This is a genomic window from Pseudomonas sp. NPDC086566 (assembly GCF_050280885.1).
Taxonomy (GTDB): Bacteria; Pseudomonadota; Gammaproteobacteria; order Pseudomonadales; family Pseudomonadaceae; genus Aquipseudomonas; species Aquipseudomonas vlassakiae.
Map to the genome: position 1 here is coordinate 158,898 of NZ_JBNNWD010000006.1, position 23,978 is coordinate 182,875.

General features: G+C 63.0%; 23 protein-coding genes. 14 read left to right on the forward strand and 9 right to left on the reverse strand.

All coding sequences use genetic code 11. The annotated features are described in order from the left end of the window. Positions 1-50: 50 nt before the first annotated feature. The 3 genes from ACQKPS_RS15575 (at position 51) to ACQKPS_RS15585 (ending at position 1,812) form a co-directional block, all read left to right on the forward strand. Positions 51-371 carry a type II toxin-antitoxin system RelE/ParE family toxin gene (locus ACQKPS_RS15575; RefSeq protein WP_254481237.1) on the forward strand — a complete coding sequence of 107 codons (321 nt, stop codon included), beginning with the start codon at positions 51-53 and terminating at the stop codon, positions 369-371. Next, entirely contained in the window at positions 368-655 is a 288-nt protein-coding gene (gene nadS, locus ACQKPS_RS15580; RefSeq protein WP_254481238.1) for a NadS family protein, read from the forward strand. The genes ACQKPS_RS15575 and nadS overlap by 4 nt, the downstream gene beginning before the upstream one ends. 146 nt (positions 656-801) lie before the next feature. After that, a complete protein-coding gene (locus tag ACQKPS_RS15585; protein ID WP_283723744.1) occupies positions 802-1,812 on the forward strand; it encodes a DUF4917 family protein in 1,011 nt (336 codons plus the stop codon). A 16-nt stretch (positions 1,813-1,828) separates the two neighbouring features. Here the strand turns inward: ACQKPS_RS15585 and ACQKPS_RS15590 are convergent, their stop codons facing one another. Next, complete coding sequence (locus ACQKPS_RS15590) at positions 1,829-3,043, reverse strand: class I SAM-dependent methyltransferase (RefSeq protein WP_427604766.1); 1,215 nt, start codon at positions 3,041-3,043, stop codon at positions 1,829-1,831. A 73-nt stretch (positions 3,044-3,116) separates the two neighbouring features. Next, positions 3,117-3,734, reverse strand: a complete 618-nt coding sequence (locus ACQKPS_RS15595) for a TPM domain-containing protein (protein ID WP_427604768.1) — start codon at positions 3,732-3,734, stop codon at positions 3,117-3,119. A 187-nt stretch (positions 3,735-3,921) separates the two neighbouring features. On the opposite strand from ACQKPS_RS15595, the gene bglX reads away from it, so the two are divergent. The 4 genes from bglX (at position 3,922) to ACQKPS_RS15615 (ending at position 10,982) form a co-directional block, all read left to right on the forward strand. Next, positions 3,922-6,213, forward strand: a complete 2,292-nt coding sequence (gene bglX / locus ACQKPS_RS15600) for a beta-glucosidase BglX (RefSeq protein ID WP_283723795.1) — start codon at positions 3,922-3,924, stop codon at positions 6,211-6,213. Positions 6,214-6,360: 147 nt separating this feature from the next. Continuing rightward, a complete protein-coding gene (locus tag ACQKPS_RS15605; RefSeq protein WP_427604770.1) occupies positions 6,361-8,118 on the forward strand; it encodes an ATP-binding protein in 1,758 nt (585 codons plus the stop codon). Next, positions 8,112-9,440 carry a sigma-54-dependent transcriptional regulator gene (locus ACQKPS_RS15610; protein WP_427604771.1) on the forward strand — a complete coding sequence of 443 codons (1,329 nt, stop codon included), beginning with the start codon at positions 8,112-8,114 and terminating at the stop codon, positions 9,438-9,440. Before ACQKPS_RS15605 ends, ACQKPS_RS15610 begins: the two co-directional genes overlap by 7 nt. A 222-nt stretch (positions 9,441-9,662) precedes the next feature. Further along, a complete protein-coding gene (locus ACQKPS_RS15615) occupies positions 9,663-10,982 on the forward strand; it encodes an MFS transporter (RefSeq protein WP_254481244.1) in 1,320 nt (439 codons plus the stop codon). A gap of 69 nt (positions 10,983-11,051) precedes the next feature. On the opposite strand, the gene ACQKPS_RS15620 is transcribed toward ACQKPS_RS15615, so the two are convergent. Then, a complete protein-coding gene (locus tag ACQKPS_RS15620; RefSeq protein WP_254481245.1) occupies positions 11,052-11,804 on the reverse strand; it encodes a COG4705 family protein in 753 nt (250 codons plus the stop codon). 351 nt (positions 11,805-12,155) lie between these two features. Here ACQKPS_RS15620 and ACQKPS_RS15625 point away from each other — a divergent pair, with 351 nt between their 5' ends. Further along, entirely contained in the window at positions 12,156-12,443 is a 288-nt protein-coding gene (locus ACQKPS_RS15625) for a hypothetical protein (RefSeq protein WP_254481246.1), read from the forward strand. Between the two features lie 100 nt (positions 12,444-12,543). Then, the gene (locus ACQKPS_RS15630) at positions 12,544-13,149 is read left to right on the forward strand and encodes a flavin reductase family protein (protein WP_054885033.1); all 606 of its coding nucleotides are present in this window, start codon (positions 12,544-12,546) and stop codon (positions 13,147-13,149) included. Here ACQKPS_RS15630 and ACQKPS_RS15635 read toward each other — a convergent pair whose 3' ends face one another. Together ACQKPS_RS15635 and ACQKPS_RS15640 are read right to left on the reverse strand one after the other, a co-directional pair. Continuing rightward, a complete protein-coding gene (locus ACQKPS_RS15635) occupies positions 13,150-13,383 on the reverse strand; it encodes a hypothetical protein (RefSeq protein ID WP_283723737.1) in 234 nt (77 codons plus the stop codon). Positions 13,384-13,428: 45 nt separating this feature from the next. Beyond that, complete coding sequence (locus ACQKPS_RS15640) at positions 13,429-13,722, reverse strand: putative quinol monooxygenase (protein WP_054885035.1); 294 nt, start codon at positions 13,720-13,722, stop codon at positions 13,429-13,431. Positions 13,723-13,924: 202 nt separating this feature from the next. Between ACQKPS_RS15640 and ACQKPS_RS15645 the strand changes: the two genes are divergently transcribed. Beyond that, entirely contained in the window at positions 13,925-14,845 is a 921-nt protein-coding gene (locus ACQKPS_RS15645; protein ID WP_313202569.1) for an AraC family transcriptional regulator, read from the forward strand. Position 14,846: 1 nt separating this feature from the next. Here ACQKPS_RS15645 and ACQKPS_RS15650 read toward each other — a convergent pair whose 3' ends face one another. After that, on the reverse strand, positions 14,847-16,484 hold the full coding sequence (locus ACQKPS_RS15650; RefSeq protein WP_427604774.1) for a 5-guanidino-2-oxopentanoate decarboxylase: 1,638 nt from the start codon (positions 16,482-16,484) through the stop codon (positions 14,847-14,849). Between the two features lie 129 nt (positions 16,485-16,613). Between ACQKPS_RS15650 and ACQKPS_RS15655 the strand changes: the two genes are divergently transcribed. After that, positions 16,614-17,489: a LysR substrate-binding domain-containing protein gene (locus ACQKPS_RS15655; RefSeq protein ID WP_427604776.1), complete on the forward strand. Its 876-nt coding sequence runs from the start codon at positions 16,614-16,616 to the stop codon at positions 17,487-17,489. A 12-nt stretch (positions 17,490-17,501) separates the two neighbouring features. Here ACQKPS_RS15655 and ACQKPS_RS15660 read toward each other — a convergent pair whose 3' ends face one another. After that, positions 17,502-18,116: an NAD(P)-dependent oxidoreductase gene (locus tag ACQKPS_RS15660; protein WP_254481251.1), complete on the reverse strand. Its 615-nt coding sequence runs from the start codon at positions 18,114-18,116 to the stop codon at positions 17,502-17,504. Between the two features lie 109 nt (positions 18,117-18,225). On the opposite strand from ACQKPS_RS15660, the gene ACQKPS_RS15665 reads away from it, so the two are divergent. Beyond that, positions 18,226-19,134 (forward strand): LysR family transcriptional regulator, encoded by a 909-nt coding sequence (locus ACQKPS_RS15665; protein ID WP_254481252.1) that lies wholly within the window; start codon positions 18,226-18,228, stop codon positions 19,132-19,134. 47 nt (positions 19,135-19,181) lie between these two features. On the opposite strand, the gene ACQKPS_RS15670 is transcribed toward ACQKPS_RS15665, so the two are convergent. Then, complete coding sequence (locus ACQKPS_RS15670; protein WP_254481253.1) at positions 19,182-20,051, reverse strand: isocitrate lyase/PEP mutase family protein; 870 nt, start codon at positions 20,049-20,051, stop codon at positions 19,182-19,184. A gap of 352 nt (positions 20,052-20,403) precedes the next feature. On the opposite strand from ACQKPS_RS15670, the gene ACQKPS_RS15675 reads away from it, so the two are divergent. Beyond that, entirely contained in the window at positions 20,404-21,855 is a 1,452-nt protein-coding gene (locus tag ACQKPS_RS15675) for an MDR family MFS transporter (protein WP_427604779.1), read from the forward strand. Between the two features lie 78 nt (positions 21,856-21,933). Here the strand turns inward: ACQKPS_RS15675 and ttgR are convergent, their stop codons facing one another. After that, positions 21,934-22,566, reverse strand: coding sequence for an efflux transport transcriptional regulator TtgR (gene ttgR / locus ACQKPS_RS15680; RefSeq protein WP_054885044.1), 633 nt, complete (start codon positions 22,564-22,566; stop codon positions 21,934-21,936). A gap of 254 nt (positions 22,567-22,820) precedes the next feature. On the opposite strand from ttgR, the gene ttgA reads away from it, so the two are divergent. Beyond that, entirely contained in the window at positions 22,821-23,975 is a 1,155-nt protein-coding gene (gene ttgA, locus ACQKPS_RS15685) for a toluene efflux RND transporter periplasmic adaptor subunit TtgA (RefSeq protein ID WP_254481255.1), read from the forward strand. Positions 23,976-23,978: the final 3 nt, after the last annotated feature.

The following is a 23,978-nucleotide window of genomic DNA, read 5'->3' on the forward strand; positions in this document are numbered from 1 at the left end:
TTCCGTAGCGTCGGGCGACCAGCGACTACGCCATTGGCGCACATCCTGCTATGCTCTTCATCGAAACCCCCATTTTCACCAAGCGAGTGAAAGAACTCCTGGAGGACGGCATCTATCGGCTACTGCAGGTAAAGCTGATGAGCGCGCCGGATGCAGGTGACTTGATCGAAGGCACCGGAGGCCTACGCAAGCTTCGCGTTGCTGCCAGCGGCCATGGAAAGCGTGGCGGAGCCAGGGTCATCTATTACCACTTCACCTCAAGCTCACAGATTGCCATGCTCTACATCTTTCCGAAAAATGAACAATCTGACTTGTCTGCAGAGCAACGCAAGGCACTGAAGAACATCATCGAGCACTGGAGGCATACGTGAGCAAATTTTTTGAAGAGCTGATGGAAAGCGTCCAGCAGATGGATGAAATCGTTCAAGGTAAGCGTGTGCCCTCACGAGAAGTCGAGATTGATGCACTGCAGGTCAGGAGCATACGCAAATCGACCGGCTTGTCCCAAGTGCGCTTCGCCGAGATGATCGATGTTCAGGTCGCCACGCTAAGGAACTGGGAGCAAGGGCGCAGGGAGCCTACCGGGCCGGCCAAGGCTTTGCTACGTGCCATACGCAACGACCCTGACCATGTCCTCAGGGCACTTGCCCATTGATTCACTATCGCGGACGTTTCGGTAACCTCTTTTCTGCCTGGCGCTGATCAGGACGCAACAGGCGGAAATCTGATCACCAACCCTCGCCCACCTTGCATGACATGCTAAAGTCCCCGCCGTTTCCCGCGCCACCGAACGGACCGCACATGCCAGCTCTCGACGCCCGCCTCGCCTCTTGGCCAGACCTCAACCAGCGCCACCCGTGCCCAGCCCTGCTGCTGGGCAACGGCGCCAGTCGTGCGCTGTGGAAACCGTTCGGCTACTTCTCGCTGTACGAGGAAGCCCAACGCGCCGGGCGCAAGAAGGGCCTGGCGATCAGCGACCAGGCCCTGTTCAAGTCGCTGGGCACCGAGTTGTTCGAGCCAGTGTTGAGTACCCTCAACCACACCGTGCGCGCCAACGCCGCCCTGGCCATCAACTCCACTGCGCCGCTGAACCGCTATTACTCGATCAAGGAAGGCCTGATCCACGCCATTCGCACCCTGCACCTGCCCTGGCCGCTGATGCCCGCTGCCACCCTGGCGTCGATCAACCAGGCCTTGCGCGCATACCGCAGCGTCTATACCAGCAACTACGACCTGATCCTGCCCTGGGCCTTGCAACATAATCCGCAGGGCTTCGCCGCGCTGTTCGATGATCAAGGTTTCTTCGACGTACGCCGCACCCGCAGTGAGGGCACCCGTGTGCTGCACCTGCACGGCGGCCTGCACCTGCTCAAGCTGCCCGACGGCAGCACCCGCCAGCGCAGCGCCGACAGTGCCGAGCTGCTGGACGGCTTTGCGGTGAACATTCCGGGCGAAGTGCCGTTGTTCGTCAACGAAGACCGCAGCGACGAGAAGCTGCGCGCCATTCGCAGCTCGGATTACCTGGCCTGGGGGTTGGGTCAACTGGCACAGGAAAGCCAGGGTTTGTGCCTGTTCGGGCAACACCTGGACAGTACTGACCAGCACCTGGTCGAAGCCATTCGCCAGGCGCGGCCGGACCACCTGTCGATTGCCATACGGCCGTTGAGCGAGGCATCGGTGGTCAACCAGAAGCAGCACTTCGCCGAACGGTTCGGGGATATGACCGGGACGGCGCTGCACTTCTTCGATGCCAGCACGCATCCGTTGGGGTTCGAGGAACTCGCTATCGAGGTACCGGCAGCTCGTCGCTAAAAACCCCAAGCTGTAATCAGATCAGCTTATCCGCCCACAACAACGTCTCCAGGCAGTGCTCCTGCACCCCATAAAACGCCTTGAGCTGTTCGATCTTCTCCAGCAAGGCTGCGTTATCCCCCACCTGCCGGCGCTTCACCGCAAGAATCATCTTGTTCTTGTTGGTGTGTTCCAGGGAGATGAACTCGAACACCTTGGTCTCGTAACCACAGGCTTCCAGATACAGCGCACGCAAGCTGTCGGTGAGCATCTCGGCCTGCTGCCCCAGGTGCAGGCCGTATTGCAGCATCGGCTGCAGCAACCCCGGGCTGTGCAGTTGTGGGCGGATCTGTTTGTGGCAGCATGGCGAGCACATGATGATCGCGGCGTGGCAGCGGATGCCCGTGTGGATGGCGTAATCCGTGGCGATATCGCAGGCGTGCAGGGCAATCATCACCTCGATGGCCTCGGGCACCACGCTGCGCACGTCGCCGCACTGGAACACCAGGCCCGGGTGCTCCAGGCGCTGCGCAGCGGCATTGCACAGGTCGACCATGTCCTGGCGCAACTCCACCCCGGTCACCTGGGCCTGGCGGGCCAGGGTATTGCGCAGGTAGTCATGCATGGCGAAGGTCAGGTAGCCCTTGCCCGATCCGAAATCAGCTACCCGCAGCACCTGGTCAGCCGCTAGCGGGGCGTTGGCCAGGGCATGGTCGAAGACTTCGATGAACTTGTTGATCTGTTTCCACTTGCGCGACATCGACGGGATCAGTGCACCTTGGGCATCGGTCACGCCCAGGTCACGCAGGAATGGCCGCGTCAGCTCCAGGTAGCGTTTTTTCTCGCGGTCATGGCCGGTATTGGCAACCGTTTCGCGGGGTGCCTGCGCGCCGTGGCGCTGAAGCATCGGCTTGCCCTTCTTGCTGAAGGTCAGCTGCACTTCGCCGTCGGCATCGAACAGGTGGGCGTTGCGAAAGCTCGCCGGCAGCAATTCGGCGACCAGCGCCTGGGCCTGGTCCAGTGGCAGATTGCGGGTGATGTCGCGGGTCTGGTGTCGGTAGACCAGCGACAGCTGGGCCTGGCCCTTCACCTGCAACGGCTTGGCGATGATGCGCTGCAAGGTCTGATCGGCCCCGACGTGGCGCGCCAGCACCAGCTTGACCAATGTGCTGCCGCGCAGCGCGGCATTCAGCAGGTCGAGGAACTGGGCGCGCGCATCCGGCGCAGGGGAAGCGGAAGTACTGGCGGACATGGAAAACGGGTGCCTCGGATAGCAGGGGCGCGATGCGCAATGCCGCGCATTCTACACCCCTGCAGCCGCCGCTTCAGTCGAGAATCACCAGACGGTTGGGCAGTTCGTTGCGTGCATGGGTGCGAGGCACCTGTTGGCACAGCAGTTCGCCGCAGGCTTCGATGCATTCGACAAAACCCTGCAAGGTGCGCCCTTGGCGCACCTGCTCGGCCAAACGCGCAACCATCGCCGCCCGGACCTGCGCATCAAGATGGCGATCAATCCCTTGGTCGACGAGGATTTCCACATGCCGCTCCGCCTCGGCGACAAAGATCAGCACCCCCGTGGCCCCCTCCGTGCGCTGCAGGTTCTGCTCGCGAAATTGCTGGCGCGCCAGGCTCGAGGCGCGCCAGCGGCGCAAGGTGGCCGGGATCAGCAGAGCAGCCACACGAGGGCTACGCAGCACCAGGCACAGGCCGATGAACAACAGCACATTGGCTACCAACAGCCCACGCACGCCCGGCCAGCCCAGCAACCAGTGCATCAGGCCAGGCACGGCCAGCGCCAGCACCGCAGCCCAGAACAGCGGCAGGTAGGCGTAATCATCGGCCCGTCGCGCCAACACGGTTACCAGTTGCGCGTCGGTGCGCCGCTCGACGCGGGCAATGGCCTCGGCCACCTGACGGCGTTCGTATTCGTTGAGGAGCGTCATGCCTTCGGTCTCTCAAGCGTTCTTATAGTTGTTTTCCCGGCATTCGGGGCTTCCTCCGCAGCCGATATATTCAGGCATAATCGACTGCTGGATGAATTACCGGCGAATCGTACAACAATAGCCGCCTGAAAACTTCGGCCATGCGCGTATCACCGTTGGATACGGCAAAGCCTCGACAATGGAATTGATAATGAAACTGTCTTTGCTGGGCCTGGCCATGGGCCTAGCCAGCCAGGCGGCCCTTGCCGCCCCATCCGCCCCGCCCCTGCAGGACAAGCAGGCTTTCATCGATCATCTGATCAGCCAGATGACCGAAGCCGAAAAGATCGGCCAGCTGCGCCTGATCAGCATCGGCCCGGAGATGCCGCGCGAGAAGATCCGCGAAGAAATCGCCGCGGGGCGCATCGGCGGTACCTTCAACTCGCGTACTGCGCCCGAAAACCGTCCGATGCAGGACGCCGCCATGCGCAGCCGCCTGAAGATCCCGATGTTCTTCGCCTACGACACCATCCACGGCGAGCGCACCATCTTCCCGATCGGCCTGGGCCTGGCCGCCAGCTGGGACATGGATGCCATCGCCAAGGTCGGCCGCACCTCGGCCATCGAGGCGTCGGCCGACGCCCTGGACATGACCTTCGCGCCAATGGTCGACATCGCCCGCGACCCGCGCTGGGGCCGTACCAGTGAAGGCTTCGGCGAAGACACCTACCTGACCTCGAAGATCGGCCAGGTGATGGTCCGCTCGTTCCAGGGCAGCAGCCCGGCCAACGCCGACAGCATCATGGCCATCGTCAAGCACTTCGCCCTGTATGGCGCGGTGGAAGGCGGGCGGGACTACAACACGGTGGATATGAGCCTGCCGAAGATGTACAACGACTACCTGCCGCCCTATCGCGCCGCGCTCGACGCCGGTGCTGGCGGGGTGATGGTAGCGCTCAACTCGATCAACGGCGTACCAGCCACGTCCAACACCTGGCTGATGAACGACCTGCTGCGCAAGCAGTGGGGCTTCAAGGGCGTGACCATCAGCGACCACGGCGCCATCCAGGAGCTGATCCGCCACGGTGTTGCCCGCGACGGCCGCGAAGCCGCCAAGCTGGCAATCAAGGCCGGCATCGACATGAGCATGAACGACACCCTGTACGGCGAGGAGCTGCCAGGGCTGCTGAAGTCCGGCGAAGTGACCCAGCAGGAGTTGAACCAGGCCGTGCGCGAGGTGCTTGGCGCCAAGTACGACATGGGCCTGTTCAAGGACCCGTACGTGCGCATCGGTAAGGCCGAAAGCGACCTGAAGGACTACTACGCCGAAGACCGTCTGCACCGCGACGTCGCCCGCGACGTGGCACGCCGCAGCCTGGTGCTGCTGGAAAACCGCAACCAGACGCTGCCGCTGAAAAAGGCTGGCACCATCGCGTTGGTCGGCCCGCTGGCCGATGCGCCGATCGACATGATGGGCAGCTGGGCCGCCGACGGCAAGCCAATGCACTCGGTCACCGTGCGTGAAGGCCTGCGCCGCGCTGTCGAGGGCAAGGCGAAGCTCGTGTATGCCAAAGGCTCCAACGTCACCGGCGACAAGGCGATCCTCGACTACCTGAACTTCCTCAACTTCGATGCCCCGGAAATCGTCGATGACCCGCGCCCTGCGGCGGTGCTGATCGATGAAGCGGTCAAGGCTGCCAGGCAGTCCGATGTGGTCGTGGCCGTGGTCGGTGAGTCCCGTGGCATGTCCCACGAGTCGTCGAGCCGAACCACCCTGGAGATCCCCGCCAGCCAGCGCGAGCTGATCAAGGCCCTGAAAGCCACCGGTAAGCCGCTGGTACTGGTGCTGATGAACGGCCGCCCGCTGTCGATCAGCTGGGAGCGTGAACAGGCCGACGCCATCCTCGAAACCTGGTTCTCCGGCACCGAAGGCGGCAACGCCATCGCCGACGTACTGTTCGGCGATTACAACCCGTCGGGCAAGCTGGCAATCACCTTCCCGCGCTCGGTCGGGCAAATCCCGATGTACTACAACCACACCCGCATCGGCCGCCCATTCACCCCCGGCAAGCCAGGCAACTACACCTCGCAGTATTTCGAAGAACCCAACGGCCCGCTGTACCCGTTCGGCTATGGCCTGAGCTACAGCAGCTTCGAGCTTTCGGGCCTGGCCCTGTCGGGCAAGGACCTCAAGCGTGGCGACACCCTGGAGGCCAAGGTGACGGTGAAGAACACCGGCAAGCGTGAAGGCGAGACGGTGGTGCAGCTGTACCTGCAGGATGTCTCGGCGTCGATGAGCCGCCCGGTCAAGGAGCTGAAGAACTTCCAGAAGCTGATGCTCAAGCCTGGCGAATCGCGAACCTTGACGTTCCGCATCAGCGAGGAAGACCTGAAGTTCTACAATGGCCAACTGCAGCGGGTGGCCGAGCCTGGCGAGTTCAATGTGCAGGTAGGGCTGGATTCCGAGGCGGTACAACAGAAGAGCTTCGAACTGCTGTAAGTGGTTGGTCGCCTGTGCCGGCCTTTTCGCGGGGCAAGCCCGCTCCCACAGGTAACGTGCATGCCAACGGCTTGCACAATACCTGTGGGAGCGGGCTTGCCCCGCGAAGAGGCCGGACCTGATATCCCCATCACCCGGATCCGCCCCATGCCGTTTTCCTTTCGCGCCCTGCGTCTGGGGCTGATCACCCTGCTCATCGTCCTCGGCACTGTGCTCAGCGCCGGCTGGGCCATGCACCAGGCCAAGCGCCAGGCCATGGAAGACGACGCCCACCGCGCCAGCCAGCAACTGGTGCTGTACGCCAATGCCCTGCATACCCTGATCGAACGCTACCGCGCCCTGCCCGCCGTGCTGGCACTGGACCCGGAACTGATCGAAGCCTTGCGCGGCCCGGTCAGTGAACAAACACAACACGCACTCAACCTCAAGCTCGAACGCATCAACGGCGCCGCCAACTCCTCGACCCTTGAGCTGCTCGACCGTACCGGGCTGGCCGTGGCCGCGAGCAACTGGCGCCTGCCCACCACTTACGTTGGCTCCAACTATGGCTTTCGCCCCTACTTCAAGCAGACCCGCAGCCAAGGCAGTGGCCGCTTCTACGCGGTTGGCGTGACCAGCGGTGTGCCGGGCTACTTCCTGGCCAGCGCGGTCAGCGATGAACAGGGGCGCTTCCTCGGCGCCATGGTGGTCAAGCTGGAGTTCCCTGAGCTCGAACGCGAATGGCGCCAAGGCAGTGACATCCTGCTGGTCAGCGACGCCCGCGGCATCATCTTCATCGCCAACCAGGAAGGCTGGCGCTACCGCGAGCTAAAACCCCTGAGTGGCGCCGACCGTACCGAGCTGGCAGAAACCCGTCAGTACGACAAGCAGCCGCTGGTACCGCTTCAGCATCAGGTGCTGACTCGCTTTGCCAGCAACAGTCATCTGAGCCGCGTGCAGAGCCCGGATGGCAGCGCCGAATTCCTTTGGGAGAGCCTGCCACTGGAAGGCGAGGACTGGACCTTGCACCTGCTGCGCAAACCCCAGGTCGAGGCTGCCGGTCGCAACGCTGCACTGGGTGCTGCAGCGGTGTGGCTGAGCCTGGTGTTCGCCGCGCTGTTCGTCAGCCAGCGTCTGCGCCTGGCGCGCCTGCGCCAGCGTAACCGCGAAGAGCTCAAACGCCAGGTCGAGGAACGTACGCGCGAGCTGCGCACCGCTCAGGAAGGCCTGGTGCAATCGGCCAAGCTGGCTGCCCTGGGGCAGATGTCGGCGGCCATGGCTCACGAGATCAACCAGCCGCTGACTACCCAACGCATGCAACTGGAGACCTTGCGCCTGTTGCTCGACCACGGTCGCTACGACGACGCGCGCAAGGCCCTGGAGCCGCTCGAGCAGATGCTCACCCGCATGGCTGCCCTGACCAGCCACCTGAAAACCTTCGCCCGCAACAGCCCGGTCGGCCTGCGTGAACGGCTCGACCTGGCCAACGTGGTCGACCAGGCCCTGCAATTGCTGGACGCCCGTATACGCAGCGAGGAAGTCGAAGTGGCCCTGTACCTGGCACGCCCGGCCTGGGTGCGGGGCGATGCGATCCGCCTCGAGCAGGTATTGATCAACCTGCTGCGCAACGCCCTCGACGCCATGGCCGACAAACGCTACAAACGCCTGGAAGTCCGCATCGAACCGGATCATGCGCAATGGCGCCTCAGCGTACTGGACTCCGGCGGCGGCATTGCCGAAGCGGACCTGGCCAAGGTCTTCGACCCGTTCTTCACCACCAAGCCGGTGGGCGAAGGCCTGGGCCTGGGCCTGGCGATTTCCTATGGCATCATCATCGAAGCCGGCGGCCAGTTGCACGCCGAGAACGTGCCGGGCGGCGCCCGGCTGAGCATGACCCTGCCCCGCGACCTGGAGCCTGTATGTTGAATTCAGTGATCGTCGTCGATGATGAAGCCAGCATCCGCACGGCGGTCGAGCAGTGGCTAAGCCTGTCGGGCTTCAGCGTGCAACTGTTCGCCCGTGCCGAAGACTGCCTGGCCCAGCTGCCCGTGCATTTTGCCGGGGTGATCATCAGCGACGTGCGAATGCCGGGTATGGGTGGCCTGCAACTGCTCGAACGCCTGCAGAAAGATGACCCAGACCTGCCGGTGATCCTTCTGACCGGCCACGGAGATGTGCCGATGGCGGTCGAAGCGATGCGCAACGGCGCCTATGACTTCCTGGAAAAGCCGTTCACACCGCAACATTTGCTGGGCAGCCTGCGCCGCGCACTGGAGAAGCGCCAGCTGGTCCTGGAGAACCGACGGCTGCACGAACAGGCCGACCTCAAGTCGCGCCTGGAAACGACCCTGCTGGGCATGTCCCACGGCTTGCAGCAGTTGCGCCGGCAGGTGCTGGACCTGGCCGGCCTGCCGGTCAATGTGCTGATCCGCGGCGAGACCGGTAGCGGCAAGGAGCGCGTAGCGCGTTGCCTGCACGACTTCGGCCCGCGTGCCGAAAAACCGTTTGTCGCGCTCAACTGCGCGGCCATCCCCGAAGCACTGTTCGAAGCCGAACTGTTCGGCCACGAAAGCGGTGCCTTCACCGGCGCCCAGGGCAAGCGCATCGGCAAGCTGGAATATGCCAACGGCGGTACGGTATTCCTCGACGAGATCGAGAGCATGCCGCTGGCCCAGCAGGCCAAGCTGTTGCGAGTGATCCAGGAGCAGAAGCTGGAGCGGCTGGGGGCCAATCAGAGCATCAGCGTCGACTTGCGGATCATTGCCGCTACCAAGCCAGATTTGCTTGATGAAGCCCGTGCCGGGCGTTTCCGCGAGGATCTGGCTTATCGCCTGAACGTGGCGGAACTGCGCCTGGCGCCGCTGCGTGAACGGCGTGAGGACATCCCGCTGCTGTTCGAGCATTTCGCCCGCGCAGCAGCCGAAAAGCTGGGGCGCTCGGCGCCACCGCTGAGCGGTGCGCAACTGGCGCAGCTGCTCTCGCATGACTGGCCGGGCAATGTGCGTGAGCTGGCCAACGCGGCAGAGCGACATGCCCTGGGGTTGGGCTCGCCGAACATCGAGGTGACACCTGCAGGCCGATCGCTGGGCGAGCAGATGGAAGCGTTCGAAGCACAGTGCCTGCGTGCAGCATTGCGACAGCACAGGGGCGAGATCAAGGCAGTGATGGAAGCGCTGCAACTGCCTCGGCGTACGCTGAACGAGAAGATGCAGCGGCACGGGTTGGTGCGCGAGGACTTTCTTCGATAAGCGGTTTATTGCCTATCAGACACATCCAATAAGCGGAAATCCGCCCAATCCAACCCTGGATAGACAAGGGAGTCTGTTCCACAGCCACTGGCCACCACCCAGCGCCCATAGGCATTACGCCCCCATTTGGATCGCCACGCACCCATTTGGCACACCTTCTGCAACTGCCCAGGCAAGCTGCGCTCCGGCGCGCTCCACAAAAACAACGAGAAGGTATCCCTGATGGATAACGCCACCTCCCTGCCAGCCGGGGCGGCCGTCACGCCCGCCGCTGAAAAAACCACCGCCAGCCGCCTGAAGTCGATCTTCAGTGGTTCCATCGGCAACATGGTCGAATGGTACGACTGGTACGTCTACGCCGCATTCTCGCTGTACTTTGCCAAGGCTTTCTTCCCCGCCGGCGACTCCACCGCCCAGTTGCTCAACACCGCTGCGATCTTCGCCGTGGGCTTCCTGATGCGCCCGATCGGTGGCTGGTTGATGGGCCTGTACGCCGACCGCAAGGGCCGCAAGGCTGCACTGATGGCTTCGGTGCTGCTGATGTGCGCCGGCTCCCTGGTGATCGCCCTGACCCCCGGCTATGAAACCATCGGCGTCGCCGCGCCGATCCTGCTGGTCATCGCACGCCTGATGCAGGGCCTGTCGGTGGGCGGCGAATACGGCACCTCGGCCACCTACCTCAGCGAGATGGCCAGCAAGGAGCGCCGTGGCTTCTTCTCCAGCTTCCAGTACGTGACGCTGATTTCCGGCCAGCTCATTGCCCTGGCGGTACTGATCATCCTGCAACAGACCCTGACCACCGAGCAGCTGTATGCCTGGGGCTGGCGCGTACCCTTCGTGATCGGCGCCCTGTGTGCAGTTGTTGCCCTGTACCTGCGCCGCGGGATGGAAGAAACCGCTTCCTTCACCAAGAAGGAAAAGGCCAAGGAAAGCCTGATGCGCACCCTGATGCGCCACCCCAAGGAGCTGCTGACCGTGGTCGGCCTGACCATGGGCGGCACACTGGCCTTCTACACCTACACCACCTACATGCAGAAGTACCTCGTCAACACCGTGGGCATGAGCATCAGCGATTCGACCACCATCTCGGCGGCCACGCTGTTCCTGTTCATGTGCCTGCAGCCTGTGATCGGTGGCCTGTCCGACAAGATCGGCCGTCGCCCGATCCTGATCGCATTCGGCGTGCTCGGCACCCTGTTTACCGTGCCGATCCTCAGCACCTTGCACACCATCCAGACCTGGTGGGGTGCATTCTTCCTGATCATGGCAGCGCTGATCATCGTCAGCGGCTATACCTCGATCAACGCAGTGGTGAAGGCCGAGCTGTTCCCGACCGAAATCCGCGCCCTGGGTGTTGGCCTGCCGTACGCGCTGACCGTGTCGATCTTCGGCGGCACCGCCGAGTACGTGGCGCTGTGGTTCAAGAGCGTCGGCATGGAAAGCGGCTTCTACTGGTACGTCACGGCGTGCATCGCCTGCTCGCTGCTGGTGTATGCGACCATGAAGGACACCAAGCAACATTCGCGGATTACCACTGATTGAATGCCATTGCGTAATGAAAAAGGGCGCCCTCAAGAGCGCCCTTTTTACTTGTCATGCAAACACCCGCGGTCAGGACATTTCCGGCACCTGACGCGGCTCACGCTTCTGCGACCAGCTCGCCATCAGCACCAGCACCAGCAGCACGCCACCCAGCACTGCGGAAGAGCCGATGGTGCCGAAATCCAGCCCGCCCTTTTCGTGCGGCTTGGTCAGGACATCACCAAGGGTTGCGCCGAACGGACGGGTCAGCACGAAGGCTACCCAGAACAACACCACACCGGGGATGCGCGTCCAGTAGCGGGCCAGTACCACCAGCGCGATGGCGCTGCCGACCAGCAGTGCGCCACCGGCAAAGCCCAGGCCTGAGTCATCCGCCAGGTAGTCACCCAGCGCGGTACCCAGGGTGTTGGAGAACAGGATGGCGATCCAGTAATAGATTTCACCGGTGCGGTTCTTGATGCGGGTGACATCGAGCGGGTTGCCGCTCAGGCGCCATACCAGGAAGGTCAGCAGCAGGATGCCGATCAGGATTGCCGAACCCGCGGCATAACCCAGGCCCAGGGTGCGGTCCATGAAGTCAGACATGGTGGTGCCAGCCGTGCTGGTGGACAGAATCACCAGCCAGTACAGCATCGGATGATAACTGCGCGAAAACAGCTGACCGAACAAGGTCACCAGAAACACGCTGATCAGCACCATCGAACTGACGGCATAACCAACGTTCAGGGTCATCGACAGCAGATCACCGGCAGTTTCGCCAAGGGTGGTGGCGCAGATCTTCATGACCCAGAAGGCCAAGGTGATTTGCGGAAGTTTGTTCATTGATTGCCGCTCCGGAATTGAGTGCGGCGATGGTGCTGAGCAGCGCCTGAAAAATCGGTTGGCGATCTATGAAAAAAGCGTTCATACGCTGTTACAAATTAAGATTTTCCGTTCTTAACCCCTGATTAATCCCCCGCCCTCAATCTGCAACGGCTGACGAAGCATTGCGCTTGTCCAGCTTGACACCTTTCATCGAGAAGCTCCCGCCCACACGGGATGCAAGGCGCACGGCAAAAACATCTACAAATTCGATTTTTAAACACTATTTTTTGCGCTTTTTAATCAAATTAATAGGCGTAGTATTAAACCCATAGCAACAAACAACCTCTCTCATCCAAAGGAGCAACGACCATGAAAAGCAAACTGATCCTCACCCTGGCCCTCTCGGTATTCGCTGCTGGCGCTTTTGCCGAAGATGGTTTTGATCGCACCAATGCCCACACTTTCGCCGCCGCTCAAACTCAATCGGCCAGCTACGCTGAAGACGGTTTCGACCACACTGGCGCACAACGCTTCGCCGAGGATGGCTTCGACCGCACTGGCGGCCAACGCTTCGCCGAGGATGGCTTCGACCGCACTGGCGGCCAACGCTTCGCCGAAGACGGCTTCGACCGCACCAACGCCCACCGCATCAGCTGACCCTGTTGTGCGCTACCAGCCCGGCCTCGGCCGGGCTTGATCATTTCCAGACGGCCAAAGGCTTGGCACACTAGGCGCCTCGTTCCAAGGATGCTGGCAGATGTACTACTACGAACCCGCCAAAGGCCACGGCCTGCCCCACGACCCATTCAATGCCATCGTCGGCCCGCGCCCGATCGGCTGGATCTCCTCACAAAGCCGGGACGGCCAGCTGAACCTCGCGCCGTACAGCTTCTTCAATGCCTTCAACTACATTCCACCGATCATCGGTTTCTGCAGCGTCGGGCGCAAAGACAGCCTGAACAACATCGAGCAGACCGGTGAGTTCGTCTGGAACCTGGCTACCCGGCCACTGGCCGAGCAGATGAACCAGAGCTGCGCGGCCGTTGCCGCCGATATCAACGAATTCGAACTGAGCGGCCTGACTGCGGTGGCATCGAACATCGTCAAGGTGCCGCGCGTGGGCGAAACGCCCGTGGCCTTCGAATGCAAGGTGAGCCAGATCGTCCAGCTCAAGCGCGCCGATCAGGCACTGGTACCGAGCTGGCTGATCCTGGGTGAAGTGGTGGCGGTGCACATTGCCGAACACCTGCTGAAGAACGGTATCTACGACACCGCCGCCGCCGAGCCGATCCTGCGTGGCGGTGGCCCGGCTGATTACTTCGAGTTGGGCAACCTGTTCAAGATGGCTCGCCCACAGGCCTGATCACCAGACCAGTTCGCCTTCCTCGCCCACGCCCTGCAGGCGTGCAAGCTCGGCGCAGGCGGCTTCGTCAGCCGCCACGGCGCTTTTGAACACTTGCTCGTCGAGTACCTTGTGAAAGCGCGGCGCGCCGCCCATGCCCAGGGCCTTGACCGCGATAGCGGCGTAATAGCCCCCGCCTTCCACCGGGACCATCGCCGAAACCGCTTCGAAATGCGGGAATTCTCTACGTGCCATATTGCCTTCCGCCTGTTGATCGAAGGGCGGCATTCTAACCATGTTTCAATCGAAGGTATGCAAGTCGAGGCTGCTGACGACCTGCGCCTGGACCAGTTCGCCGAACACATCGAGGGTAGGTGAGGCGAAGTAACCGCTCATCGCCTGCTGATCTCGCCAGCTACCGCTGAGCAGCCACAGGTCGGCGTCGGCCTGGGAGCGCTGCACGCTGAAGCTCAGGCAACCCGGGGTGCGTAATGACGGCTCCAGCAGGTCGCGCAGGCGGGCGCCGAGTTCCGCGGAGCGACCGCTGCTGGCACGGATGAAAGCCAGATGGGTGACCGGTTGTCTTAGGGTCATTGCACGATCTCCTTGAAGCGAGCGGGCGGAAATACCAGGCTGCCAAGGTTAGGGGCTGGCGCACGCGACGCGTTAGGCCATTACTGCTCAGCGATTGCCTGATCCTGCAGCGCAGCAGGATCAGGCAATCGACGTGCAGCTTTCGACTAGCGCCAGTCATTGCCCAAACCTATGCTGCGTCGGTCAGCAGAGGAAAGCCATCATGACCACAGCCCCGTCCATCGACCCGACACTGGAAGTACAACGCCAGGAACTGGCCGACCTGATCCGCAGGCACGCCGGTGAGCCCTACGGCCCCGCCTCGGCCATCGACGACCTGTACCTGGTGCGCTACACCGAAAACGTCCGATCGGTGCCGACCCTGGCACAACCTGCGTTGTGCATCCTGGCGCAAGGCAGCAAGAGCCTGTTCCTCGGCGACGAGCAATATGCCTACGACCCGTTGCATTACATGGTGGTGTCGGTGACCTTGCCGCTGAGCGGCGTGAGGCTGGACGCCAGCCCGGAGCACCCCAGCCTTGGCTTGCGCATGGACCTCGACCCGGCCGAAATCAGCCAGCTGATCGCAGAGAGCGGGCCGATGCTGGTGCCCAACCTGCCCTCCGGCCGCGGCCTGTATGTGGAACGCACCGATCCGCAGCTGCTCGACGCGCTGCTGCGGCTGGTCCGCTTGCTGGATTCCCCGCGCGACATCGGCATGCTGGCGCCGCTGATTCGTCGCGAGATTCTTTACCGCCTGCTACGTGGGCCACAGGGTTATCGCCTGTACGAAATTGCCTTGGCCAACAGCCAGACCCACCGGGTGAGCCAGGCCATCACCTGGCTCAACCAGAACTTCCAGCAGCCGCTGCGCATCGAAGACCTGGCCCGCGAGGTCAACCTCAGCACCTCGACCCTGCATCACCGCTTCAAGGCCGTGACCTCAATGAGCCCGTTGCAATACCAGAAGCAACTGCGCCTGCAGGAAGCACGGCGGTTGATGCTCAACGATGGCCTGGAAGCAGCGGTGGCGGCCTACCGGGTAGGCTACGAAAGCCCTTCACAGTTCAGCCGGGAATACAGCCGGCTATATGGCGCACCACCGATTCGTGACGTGGCCCGGTTACGGGCAAGTGCGGGCTGATCTAGCCCGCAACCGCCGCCTGCCACTGGTTCTGGTCGACCTGGATCAAGGTCGGCCCTTTGCGCGCCACCGCCCTGCCAAGCGCAGCCTGCAGCTGCGCGACATCGGCCACATGCGCGGCCTCGGCACCCAGCGCCCGAGCCACGCCGATGAAGTCCGGGGTATGGATATCCACCCCGACCGGCTCGATCGCCCGGTTGACCATGTACTTCTTGATTTCCTCGTAACCCTGGTTGTTCCACAGCAGCACGATCAACGGCACCTGCGCCTCCACCGCGCTGGCAAGCTCTGGCAAGGTGAACTGCAGCCCGCCATCGCCGATCAGGCAGACCGTCGGCGCACGCTCTTGCGCTTGCTCGGCGCTGCCCAGCCAGGCGCCCATCGCCGCTGGCAATGCATAACCCAAGGTGCCGTAGCCGGTCGAAGCATTGAACCAACGGCGCGGCTGATCCATGTCCAGGGTCAGGTTGCCGGTGTACACCGGCTGCGTCGAGTCACCAACCAGAATGGCGTTGGGCAGGCTTTGCAGAATGCTGCTCAGCAGGCGCGTCTGGCTCAGCGTCGGCTGGTCCCAGCCCGTTGCCAACGCTTCACGCAGGCGCTGCGCACGGCCAACGCCCCAGCCCTCGACAGGCACTGGCGCGGGTAACTGCCGCAAGGCCTCAAGCAGGGACCGGGCAGCTAGCTCGGCGTCCGCGACCAGCGCCAGCTCCGGCAGATAGTTGCGCACGGTCTGATCCGGGTCGATGTCGATGCGCAGCAAGCTGCCGGGAATCTTGAAACCGCCCTTGAAGGTGATGTCATAGTCGGTCTCGGCCAGCTCGGTGCCAATCGCCAGCACCACATCGGCTTCTTCCACCAGCTCACGGGTAGCGGCCAGCGATTGGGTCGAACCGATCTGCAACGGGTGGCTGGCCGGCAGCAGGCCCTTGGCATTGATGGTCAGCGCCACCGGTGCCTGCAAGTGCTCCGCCAGCAGCGCCAGTGGTCCACCTGCCGCCAGCGCACCGCCACCCGCCAGGATCAGCGGGCGGCGGGCCATGGCCAGGCGCTCGGCCATGGCCGCTACGGCCTGGGGCGCGGCACCTGCGCGGGCACTGCGCACAGGACGGCCAGGCAGCAGATGGTCGGCGGGCTCGACCAGCACGTCCAGCGGGATCTCGATATGCACCGGCCGGGGACGGGCGCCATCGAACACGGCAAAGGCCCGCGCCAGCACCTGGGGCAGGTCATCGGCGCTCATCAGCGTCTGCGAGAACGCCGCCACGCCCGCCACCAGCGCGGCCTGGTTCGGCAGTTCATGCAACTTGCCACGGCCACCTCCCAGTTGATCGCGCGACTGTACGCTTGAAATCACCAGCATCGGGATCGAATCGGCATAGGCCTGGCCCATGGCGGTGGTGATGTTGGTCATCCCCGGGCCGGTGATGATGAAGCACACGCCCGGCTTGCCACGCGTGCGCGCATAGCCGTCAGCCATGAACCCGGCGCCCTGCTCGTGGCGCGGGGTGATGTGGCGGATCGACGAGCCCGCCAGTCCGCGGTAGAGCTCCACGGTATGCACGCCGGGAATGCCGAAGACATGGTCCACACCATAGCCTTCAAGGAGTTTGACCAGTACTTCGCCGCAGGTAGCCATCGGGTTTCACCTAGGATCTTGGTAGGGAGAATCTTGTTGGAATCTACGCCCATTGGACCCAAGGCAGTGCTACCGCCACAAGGTAAAAAAACACATACTAGCCATGTCCTGCAATCATGGCTCAGCGCAATGAAACGGCTACCGCCCCTGCCCGCTCTCTACACCTTTCTGGTCACCGCCCAGCATTGCAATTTCACCCGCGCCGCGCAGCAGCTGCACATCACCCAGGGCGCCGTGAGCCGGCAGATCGCCGGGCTTGAGGAACACCTGGGTTACCCATTGTTCCAGCGTCAGGCGCGAGGCCTGAGCCTGACCCGCGAGGGCCAGGACTGGCTACCGCGGGTGCAGCAGATCTTCAGCCTTGTGGAACAGGGCGTGCGCGAAGTGGGGGGACGCAGTGCCACCTTGCAGCTCAAGGCACCGACCTGCGTGATGCGCTGGCTGCTGCCACGGCTGATGGAGTGGCAAGCGCTGCGGCCGGACGTGCCGGTCGAGCTGACCACCACGGTGCAGCACGGTGTGGATTTGCGCCGTGAGGGGTTCGATGCCGCTGTGGTCTATGGCGATGCGCCAAACCACGGGCTGCGGGCGCGCAAGCTGTTCGATGAACAACTGACCCCGGTGTGCGCGCCTTCGCTGTTGAAGGGGCCCGTTCCGCTGCAACGGATCCAGGACCTCGCCCGCCACATGCTGTTGCATCCATCACGGGATGAGCATGACTGGCGGCTGTGGCTACAGGCGGCAGGCGTGGACCTGCTGGCTCACGGGCCGAAACAGCATTTCGAGACGCTGGACATGGCGATGGCCATGGCTTCGCAGGGAACCGGGGTGGCGATTGGTGACTGGGCGCTGATTGCTGATGACTTGCGCGCCGGGCGGCTGTGCATGCCGTTTGCGCTGAAGGTACAGACCGGCAAGGGGTATTACCTGGTGAGTCAGGCGAAGAACTTGCCGCTGGGGCTGGTAGAGCTCATGGACTGGCTGGAAAGCCAGGCCAGTCCTTGAGCAGTCGTTGCCTCAGTAACCGACGGTGAAACGCTGGCGTGAGTGCGAAGGCTTTTCCAGCTCATCGAGCATGGCAATGGCGAAGTCGGCAAAGGTGATCGTGCTTTTGCCATCCGCACCGATCAGCAGATGGTCCTTGCCCAGCTTGTAGTGCCCGCTGCGCTCGCCTTCGACGAATTCCGCCGATGGCGACAGGAAGGTCCAGTCAAGCGTCGTCTCCTGGCGCAGCACGTCGAGAAAGCGCACGCCGGCACTGGCTTCAGCCTTGTAGGCCTCGGGGAAGTCCGGGCTGTCGATTACACGGTGCCCGGAAGGCAACAGCAGGCTGCCGGCACCGCCCACGACCAGCAGGCGCTTGACCCCGGCACGCTTGACCGGGTCGATGATGGCGTGGGGCTCGAGGGTTGAGAAGTGCGCGGCACTGAGCACCGCATCGGCACCCGCAACCGCCTGCTGCAGGGCCGCGCTATCCTTGGCATCCAGCGCCAGGGTGGTGACACCCTCACGCCCCTGCAACTTCGACGGGTCCCGGGCGATAGCCACCACGCTATGGCCACGGCGCAAGGCTTCTTCAAGCAATTGGCTGCCGGCACGGCCGGTGGCTCCAATGATTGCGATTTTGCTCATGGATCGATTCTCCAGCAGTTTGAACAACGAGTACACACAGCTTAGTTGTCCGATCCATGACAAAAAATGCGATGCTCAGACATAGTTTGTTTTTGAAATCGGGCAAATCATGGACCGTCTCAACGCCATGCGCGTATTCGTCACCGTCGTCGACCTGGGCAGCCAGTCGGCAGCGGCGGAACACCTGCAGCTGTCGCGGCCAGTGGTGTCGCGCTACCTTGCCGAACTGGAGGACTGGGTTGGCGCACGGCTGATGCAGCGCACCACGCGCAAGCTCAGCCTGACCGCCGCCGGCCAGGAAACCCTGCCCCGCTGCCGGCAGCTGCTGGAATTGGCCGGCGACCTGCAGGCCGCCGTGCAACAACCGGAAGATGCGCCAAAGGGTGCCCTGCGCATCAGCGTCAGTACGTCGTTTGGCCAGGCGCAGCTGGTGAATGCGGTCGCCGATTATGTTCGGCGCTACCCAGCCGTGAAGGTTGAACTGCAGATGCTCGATCGCACGGTCAACCTGGTGGACGAGCGCATCGACCTGGCGATCCGCACCAGCAACACGCTGGACCCCAACCTGATCGCCCGACGCCTGACCGTGTGCCGCTCGGTGATCTGCGCAACGCCCGCGTACCTGCGCGAGCATGGCACGCCGCAACGGGTCGAAGAACTGAGCCAGCACAACTGCCTGACCCATGCCTATTTCGGCCACAGCCTGTGGCATTTCGAGGTGGGCGGCCAGCAGATCGCGGTGCCGGTGCAAGGCAACATCAGCGCTAACGAGGTCATGACCCTGCAGAACGCGACCCTGGCAGGCGCCGGTATCGCCATGCTGCCTACCTACCAGGCGGCCACCGCCCTGCGCAGCGGCGCATTACAGCGCTTGCTGCCCGAAGCACGGCCGCGGGAGCTGAACCTGAACGCGGTATACACCTCGCGCAAGCATATGCCGGCAACCTTGCGCAGCATGCTGGATTTTCTGGTGCATCGGTTCAAGGACGAACCGGAGTGGGACCGCGACCTGTATTGACCCTCACAAAGGTTCAGCTGCCGCCCAGGTGAGCGACACCACGCCGATCACTCCTCGACGCTCATGTACTCCTTGGCCCAGCGGATATAGTCTTCAGGCTGGGTGTAAGTGTGCGACAGTTCGGTGGCGCTCAGGTTCTCGGACTTGTTTTGCTGGCCGCGCTGCAGCCGCAGGCAGTCATAGGTGGCCTTGATCGCGGCGAAGTAGGCGGCATGGCCGTCGACCACGATACGCACGCCCAGGCGAGCGAGGCGCTCGTCGTCACGCAGGTTGGGGTTGGCGTAGGTCACCAGCATCAGCGGCACGGTCAGGTGCTCGGCAATCTGCTCCAGCTGCTCGAAATCCTTCACGCCGACCATGCAGATCCCGTCGGCACCCGCCTTCTGATAGCTCTGGGTGCGGACGATGATTTCCTCGGTGGAGAGCACCCCGGCGTTGGTCCGGGCAATGATCGACAGCGACGAGTCGACCCGCGCTTCCAGGGCTGCACGGATCTTGCCCACCCCTTCCTCGACCGAGATCAGGTCAGTGGACTTGCGCCCGAACTGCGCAGGCAACAAGGTGTCTTCGATGGTCAGCGCAGCTACACCGGCGCGCTCCAGTTCGATGACCGTGCGCATGACGTTGAGTGCATTGCCGTAACCGTGGTCGGCATCGGCAAGTACCGGCAGTTGCGCCACGCGGCCAATGCGGGTGGCCTGCTCGACGAACTCGCTCAAGGTGATCAAGGCGAAGTCCGGTGCGGCCAGCACCTGCAATGAAGCCACCGAACCACCGAGGATGCCGACTTCGAAACCCAGGTCGGCAGCGATGCGCGCCGACATCGGGTCGAACACGGAGGCGGTGTGGTAGCAGGCCCCTGAAGCGAGCAGCTCGCGGAAGGCAAAACGCAGATCTTGATGGGAAGCCTTGGGCATGATCACTCCGCTTATCTAAGTAGAAATTGAACGGTTGCTACCGACCCCTGAATCGGGTCTACCTGACCTGTTCCAACCGTCGCCATCTGGGCGGTCATGCTCGACATGCAGGCAGAGGAATAAAAGGTGTGGGAGACAGTGGCCTGACAACCTGCGACAAATTGCTGCACCAAGCTGGTGCAGGCCGCGGCTTTCAGCCCCTGTGGCATACCAACGATATCACGCGGCCATGCAGCACTGGATGAATGCGCCAATGCCGATCTTGCATAGGCGATGCAGATAGTACATAGGAAGCTACCTAACTCGGGTTACAATCGCCCCATCGCGTCACCCTTCCAGACAAGGTACTCCCGTGACAGCCGCCCTGCCCCCAACCGTCCTGCGCAACGTGCTGACCGCCCTGATGCTGGCGATCTTCCTTGGTGCCCTTGACCAGACCATCGTCGCCGTGTCACTGCCGGCCATCTCGGCCCGGTTCAACGACGTCGGCCTGCTTGCCTGGGTGATTTCCGGCTACATGGTGGCGATGACCGTAGCCGTGCCGATCTACGGCAAGCTCGGTGACCTGTATGGCCGACGGCGGATGATCCTCACGGGCATCAGCCTGTTCACCCTGGCCTCGATCGCCTGCGCCCTGGCCCAGGACATGCAGCAACTGGTCATGGCGCGCGTGCTGCAAGGCATCGGCGCCGGCGGCATGGTGTCGGTGAGCCAGGCGATCATCGGCGATTTCGTGCCACCGCGTGAACGGGGCCGTTATCAGGGCTACTTCAGCAGCATGTACGCCGTGGCCAGCGTGGCCGGGCCTGTGCTCGGCGGCTGGCTGACCGAATACCTGTCCTGGCGCTGGGTATTCTGGATCAACCTGCCGCTGGGCCTGCTCGCGCTGTGGGCGATTCGTCGCGCCCTGGCCGGCATGCCCGTGCAGCACCGTCAGGCCCGGGTGGATTACCTTGGCGCCGTGCTGCTGATTCTCGGCCTGGGCAGTTTGTTGCTGGGCATTACCCTGGTCGGCCAAGGGCAGCCCTGGACCGCCCCTCCCGTGTTGGCATTGTTCGCCTGCGCGGTGCTCGGCCTGGCCTTGTTCGTCGGCCACGAGCGTCGCTACGATGAACCGCTGCTGCCCATGGACCTGTTCGGCAACCGGGTGGCCGTGCTGTGCTGGGGAGTGATCTTCTTCGCCAGTTTCCAGTCGATCTCGCTGACCATGCTGATGCCGCTGCGCTTTCAGGGCATCACTGGCGCCGGTGCCGACAGCGCCGCGTTGCACCTGCTGCCACTGGCCATGGGCCTGCCCCTGGGCGCCTTCACCGGTGGCCGCATGACCAGCCGCACCGGGCGTTTCAAACCACAGATTCTGGCCGGTGCGGTGCTGATGCCGGTGGCAATCTTCGCCATGGCCATCACGCCACCCCAGTCTGGCTTGCTCAGTGCAGTGTTCATGCTGCTGACCGGCATCGCCTGCGGCTTGCAGTTTCCCACCTCGCTGGTGGGCACGCAAAGCGCGGTACCAAGCAAGGATATCGGCGTGGCCACCAGCACCACCAACCTGTTCCGCTCGCTCGGCGGGGCTATGGGCGTGGCCTGCATGTCCAGCCTGTTGCTGGGGCTGTTGCAACAGGGCGGTTTTGAATTGCTGGGCAACCCGCTGCTGGGGAGCCTCAAAGCCGGTGAGGCGGACCCGCTGACGCAGTTGAAGCTGCTGGAGACGTTCCGTCACCTGCTGCTGGGCAGTGCGGGAATTGCGCTGCTGGGGCTGCTCGCCGCCCTGGCGCTGCCGGACCGGCAATTGCGCGGCCGATGAGGGCGGCGTAGCGGCTGAAAGGTATTAATACCCACTTAATACGCGGGGAAACACTTCCTCACAATCCTTAACAAAGTGTCATTTGCGCAACGCAGGGCTCAAGCGCAGCATATCCAGCCCGGCATCGACCCATTTTTCCGCGTCGGGCAGCAGTTCGAAACTGTCCGGCAGCAGTAACCAGCGCCCGATCAGGCCATCGACATAGGCGAACAAGGCCACGGCTGCTCGCTCTATATCCAGGTCCGCGGGTAGCTGGCCACGGCGCACGGCATTGGCCAATGCCAGCTTGATGCCCACATGGCAATCCAGTACCGCGCCTTGGCGCTGCTGGCGAATTTCACACATGTCATCGGTGAACTCGCACTTGTGATGCAGGATTTCATTGATACGTCGGGTACGGGCGTCCAGTACCAGCTCGTTGAGTACCTGCAGCAACAGCTTGCGCATGCAGCCGAGCGGGTCCAGTTCGTCTTCGCTTTCACTGGCCCGCGCCAGATGGTCATGGGTTTCATGCAGGCTGTCGAGCAGCGCCTGCACCAACTCCGCCTTGTTGTTGAAATGCCAGTAGATCGCCCCGCGGGTCACGCCCGCCAGTTCGGCGATGTCGGCCAAGGTGGTGCGCGCGACGCCGCGCTTGTAGAAGGCCCTTTCCGCTGCCTCGATGATCTGGGCGCGGGTCTCCTGGGCTTCTTCTTTGGTTCGACGGACCATGGCAGTGCAACCTCATCTGGGCCCGCTGCGCTGTGCAGGCGGGGAAAACCGCCGGGGTCACCTCTACAGGGTGACTGCCGGATGGGCTAATCAAGGGCTGCGGTAGTAGCCAAGTACTACCCAGCGGTATTTACAAACAACCGTGAATGTAAGTATATTCGTTAGTAAGCTATTTATCCACCGGATAGTTTTTTTCTGACAAGACTCTTCCATTACTCTTGAGCGTCTCCCTGCTCTTGCGACCCGAGGATCCTATGCAATTCAAGCCAGCCGTTACCGCTCTGGTTTCCGCCGTCGCCCTGGCAACCCTGCTAAGTGGCTGTAAGAAAGAAGAAGCCCCGCCCGCAGCGCAGGCTCCTCAGGTCGGCGTCGTGACCATCCAGCCACAACCCTTCACCCTGACCTCGGAACTGCCGGGGCGCACCAGCGCCTACCGCGTCGCCGAAGTGCGCCCGCAGGTCAATGGCATCATCCTCAAGCGCCTGTTCAAGGAAGGCAGCGAGGTCAAGGAAGGCCAACAGCTGTACCAGATCGACCCAGCCGTGTACGAAGCCAACCTGGCCAATGCCCAGGCCAACCTGCAGTCGACCAAGTCGCTGGCCGAGCGCTACAAGCAGCTGGTCAACGAGCAGGCGGTGTCGAAACAGGAATACGACGACGCCAATGCCAAACGATTGCAAGCCGAAGCTTCGCTGAAAAGTGCGCAGATCGACCTGCGCTATACCAAGGTCCTCGCCCCGATCAGCGGCCGCATCGGCCGTTCCGCGTTCACCGAAGGCGCCCTGGTAAGCAATGGCCAGACCAACGCCATGGCCACCATCCAGCAGCTCGACCCGATCTACGTCGACGTCACCCAGTCCACCGCCGAGCTGCTCAAGCTGCGCCGTGACCTGGAACGCGGCCAGCTGCAGAAGGCCGGCGACAACGCCGCCTCGGTGCAGCTGGTGCTGGAAGACGGCAGCCTGTTCAAGCAGGAAGGTCGCCTCGAATTCTCCGAAGTCTCGGTCGACGAGACCACCGGCTCGGTGACCCTGCGCGCGCTCTTCCCCAACCCGGACCACACTCTGCTGCCAGGCATGTTCGTGCATGCGCGGCTCAAGGCCGGGGTCAACGCCAACGCCATCCTGGCCCCGCAGCAGGGCGTGACCCGCGACCTCAAGGGCGCGCCGACCGCGCTGGTAGTCAACCAGGAGAACAAGGTCGAACTGCGCCAGCTCAAGGCCAGCCGTACCCTGGGCAGCGACTGGCTGATCGAGGAAGGCTTGAACCCGGGCGACCGCCTGATCACCGAAGGCCTGCAGTACGTGCGCCCAGGCGTCGAGGTCAAGGTCAGCGACGCCACCAACGTCAAAAAGCCGGGCAGCCCTGATCAGGCCAACGCGGCCAAAGCAGACGCCAAAGCGGAGTAAACC

Excerpts from the sequence above, each read along its gene's own strand:
- ACQKPS_RS15655 (WP_427604776.1), top strand. The coding sequence starts at position 16,614 with ATGAAACGGCTACCGCCCCTGCCCGCTCTCTACACCTTTCTGGTCACC.
- ACQKPS_RS15640 (WP_054885035.1), bottom strand. The coding sequence starts at position 13,722 with ATGACCCTAAGACAACCGGTCACCCATCTGGCTTTCATCCGTGCCAGC.
- ACQKPS_RS15575 (WP_254481237.1), top strand. The coding sequence starts at position 51 with ATGCTCTTCATCGAAACCCCCATTTTCACCAAGCGAGTGAAAGAACTC.
- ACQKPS_RS15605 (WP_427604770.1), top strand. The coding sequence starts at position 6,361 with ATGCCGTTTTCCTTTCGCGCCCTGCGTCTGGGGCTGATCACCCTGCTC.
- ACQKPS_RS15610 (WP_427604771.1), top strand. The coding sequence starts at position 8,112 with ATGTTGAATTCAGTGATCGTCGTCGATGATGAAGCCAGCATCCGCACG.
- ACQKPS_RS15625 (WP_254481246.1), top strand. The coding sequence starts at position 12,156 with ATGAAAAGCAAACTGATCCTCACCCTGGCCCTCTCGGTATTCGCTGCT.
- ACQKPS_RS15645 (WP_313202569.1), top strand. The coding sequence starts at position 13,925 with ATGACCACAGCCCCGTCCATCGACCCGACACTGGAAGTACAACGCCAG.
- ACQKPS_RS15660 (WP_254481251.1), bottom strand. The coding sequence starts at position 18,116 with ATGAGCAAAATCGCAATCATTGGAGCCACCGGCCGTGCCGGCAGCCAA.
- ACQKPS_RS15635 (WP_283723737.1), bottom strand. The coding sequence starts at position 13,383 with ATGGCACGTAGAGAATTCCCGCATTTCGAAGCGGTTTCGGCGATGGTC.
- ACQKPS_RS15615 (WP_254481244.1), top strand. The coding sequence starts at position 9,663 with ATGGATAACGCCACCTCCCTGCCAGCCGGGGCGGCCGTCACGCCCGCC.
- ACQKPS_RS15585 (WP_283723744.1), top strand. The coding sequence starts at position 802 with ATGCCAGCTCTCGACGCCCGCCTCGCCTCTTGGCCAGACCTCAACCAG.
- ACQKPS_RS15650 (WP_427604774.1), bottom strand. The coding sequence starts at position 16,484 with ATGGCTACCTGCGGCGAAGTACTGGTCAAACTCCTTGAAGGCTATGGT.
- ACQKPS_RS15595 (WP_427604768.1), bottom strand. The coding sequence starts at position 3,734 with ATGACGCTCCTCAACGAATACGAACGCCGTCAGGTGGCCGAGGCCATT.
- ACQKPS_RS15590 (WP_427604766.1), bottom strand. The coding sequence starts at position 3,043 with ATGTCCGCCAGTACTTCCGCTTCCCCTGCGCCGGATGCGCGCGCCCAG.
- ACQKPS_RS15630 (WP_054885033.1), top strand. The coding sequence starts at position 12,544 with ATGTACTACTACGAACCCGCCAAAGGCCACGGCCTGCCCCACGACCCA.
- ACQKPS_RS15665 (WP_254481252.1), top strand. The coding sequence starts at position 18,226 with ATGGACCGTCTCAACGCCATGCGCGTATTCGTCACCGTCGTCGACCTG.
- ttgA (WP_254481255.1), top strand. The coding sequence starts at position 22,821 with ATGCAATTCAAGCCAGCCGTTACCGCTCTGGTTTCCGCCGTCGCCCTG.
- ACQKPS_RS15670 (WP_254481253.1), bottom strand. The coding sequence starts at position 20,051 with ATGCCCAAGGCTTCCCATCAAGATCTGCGTTTTGCCTTCCGCGAGCTG.
- ttgR (WP_054885044.1), bottom strand. The coding sequence starts at position 22,566 with ATGGTCCGTCGAACCAAAGAAGAAGCCCAGGAGACCCGCGCCCAGATC.
- ACQKPS_RS15620 (WP_254481245.1), bottom strand. The coding sequence starts at position 11,804 with ATGAACAAACTTCCGCAAATCACCTTGGCCTTCTGGGTCATGAAGATC.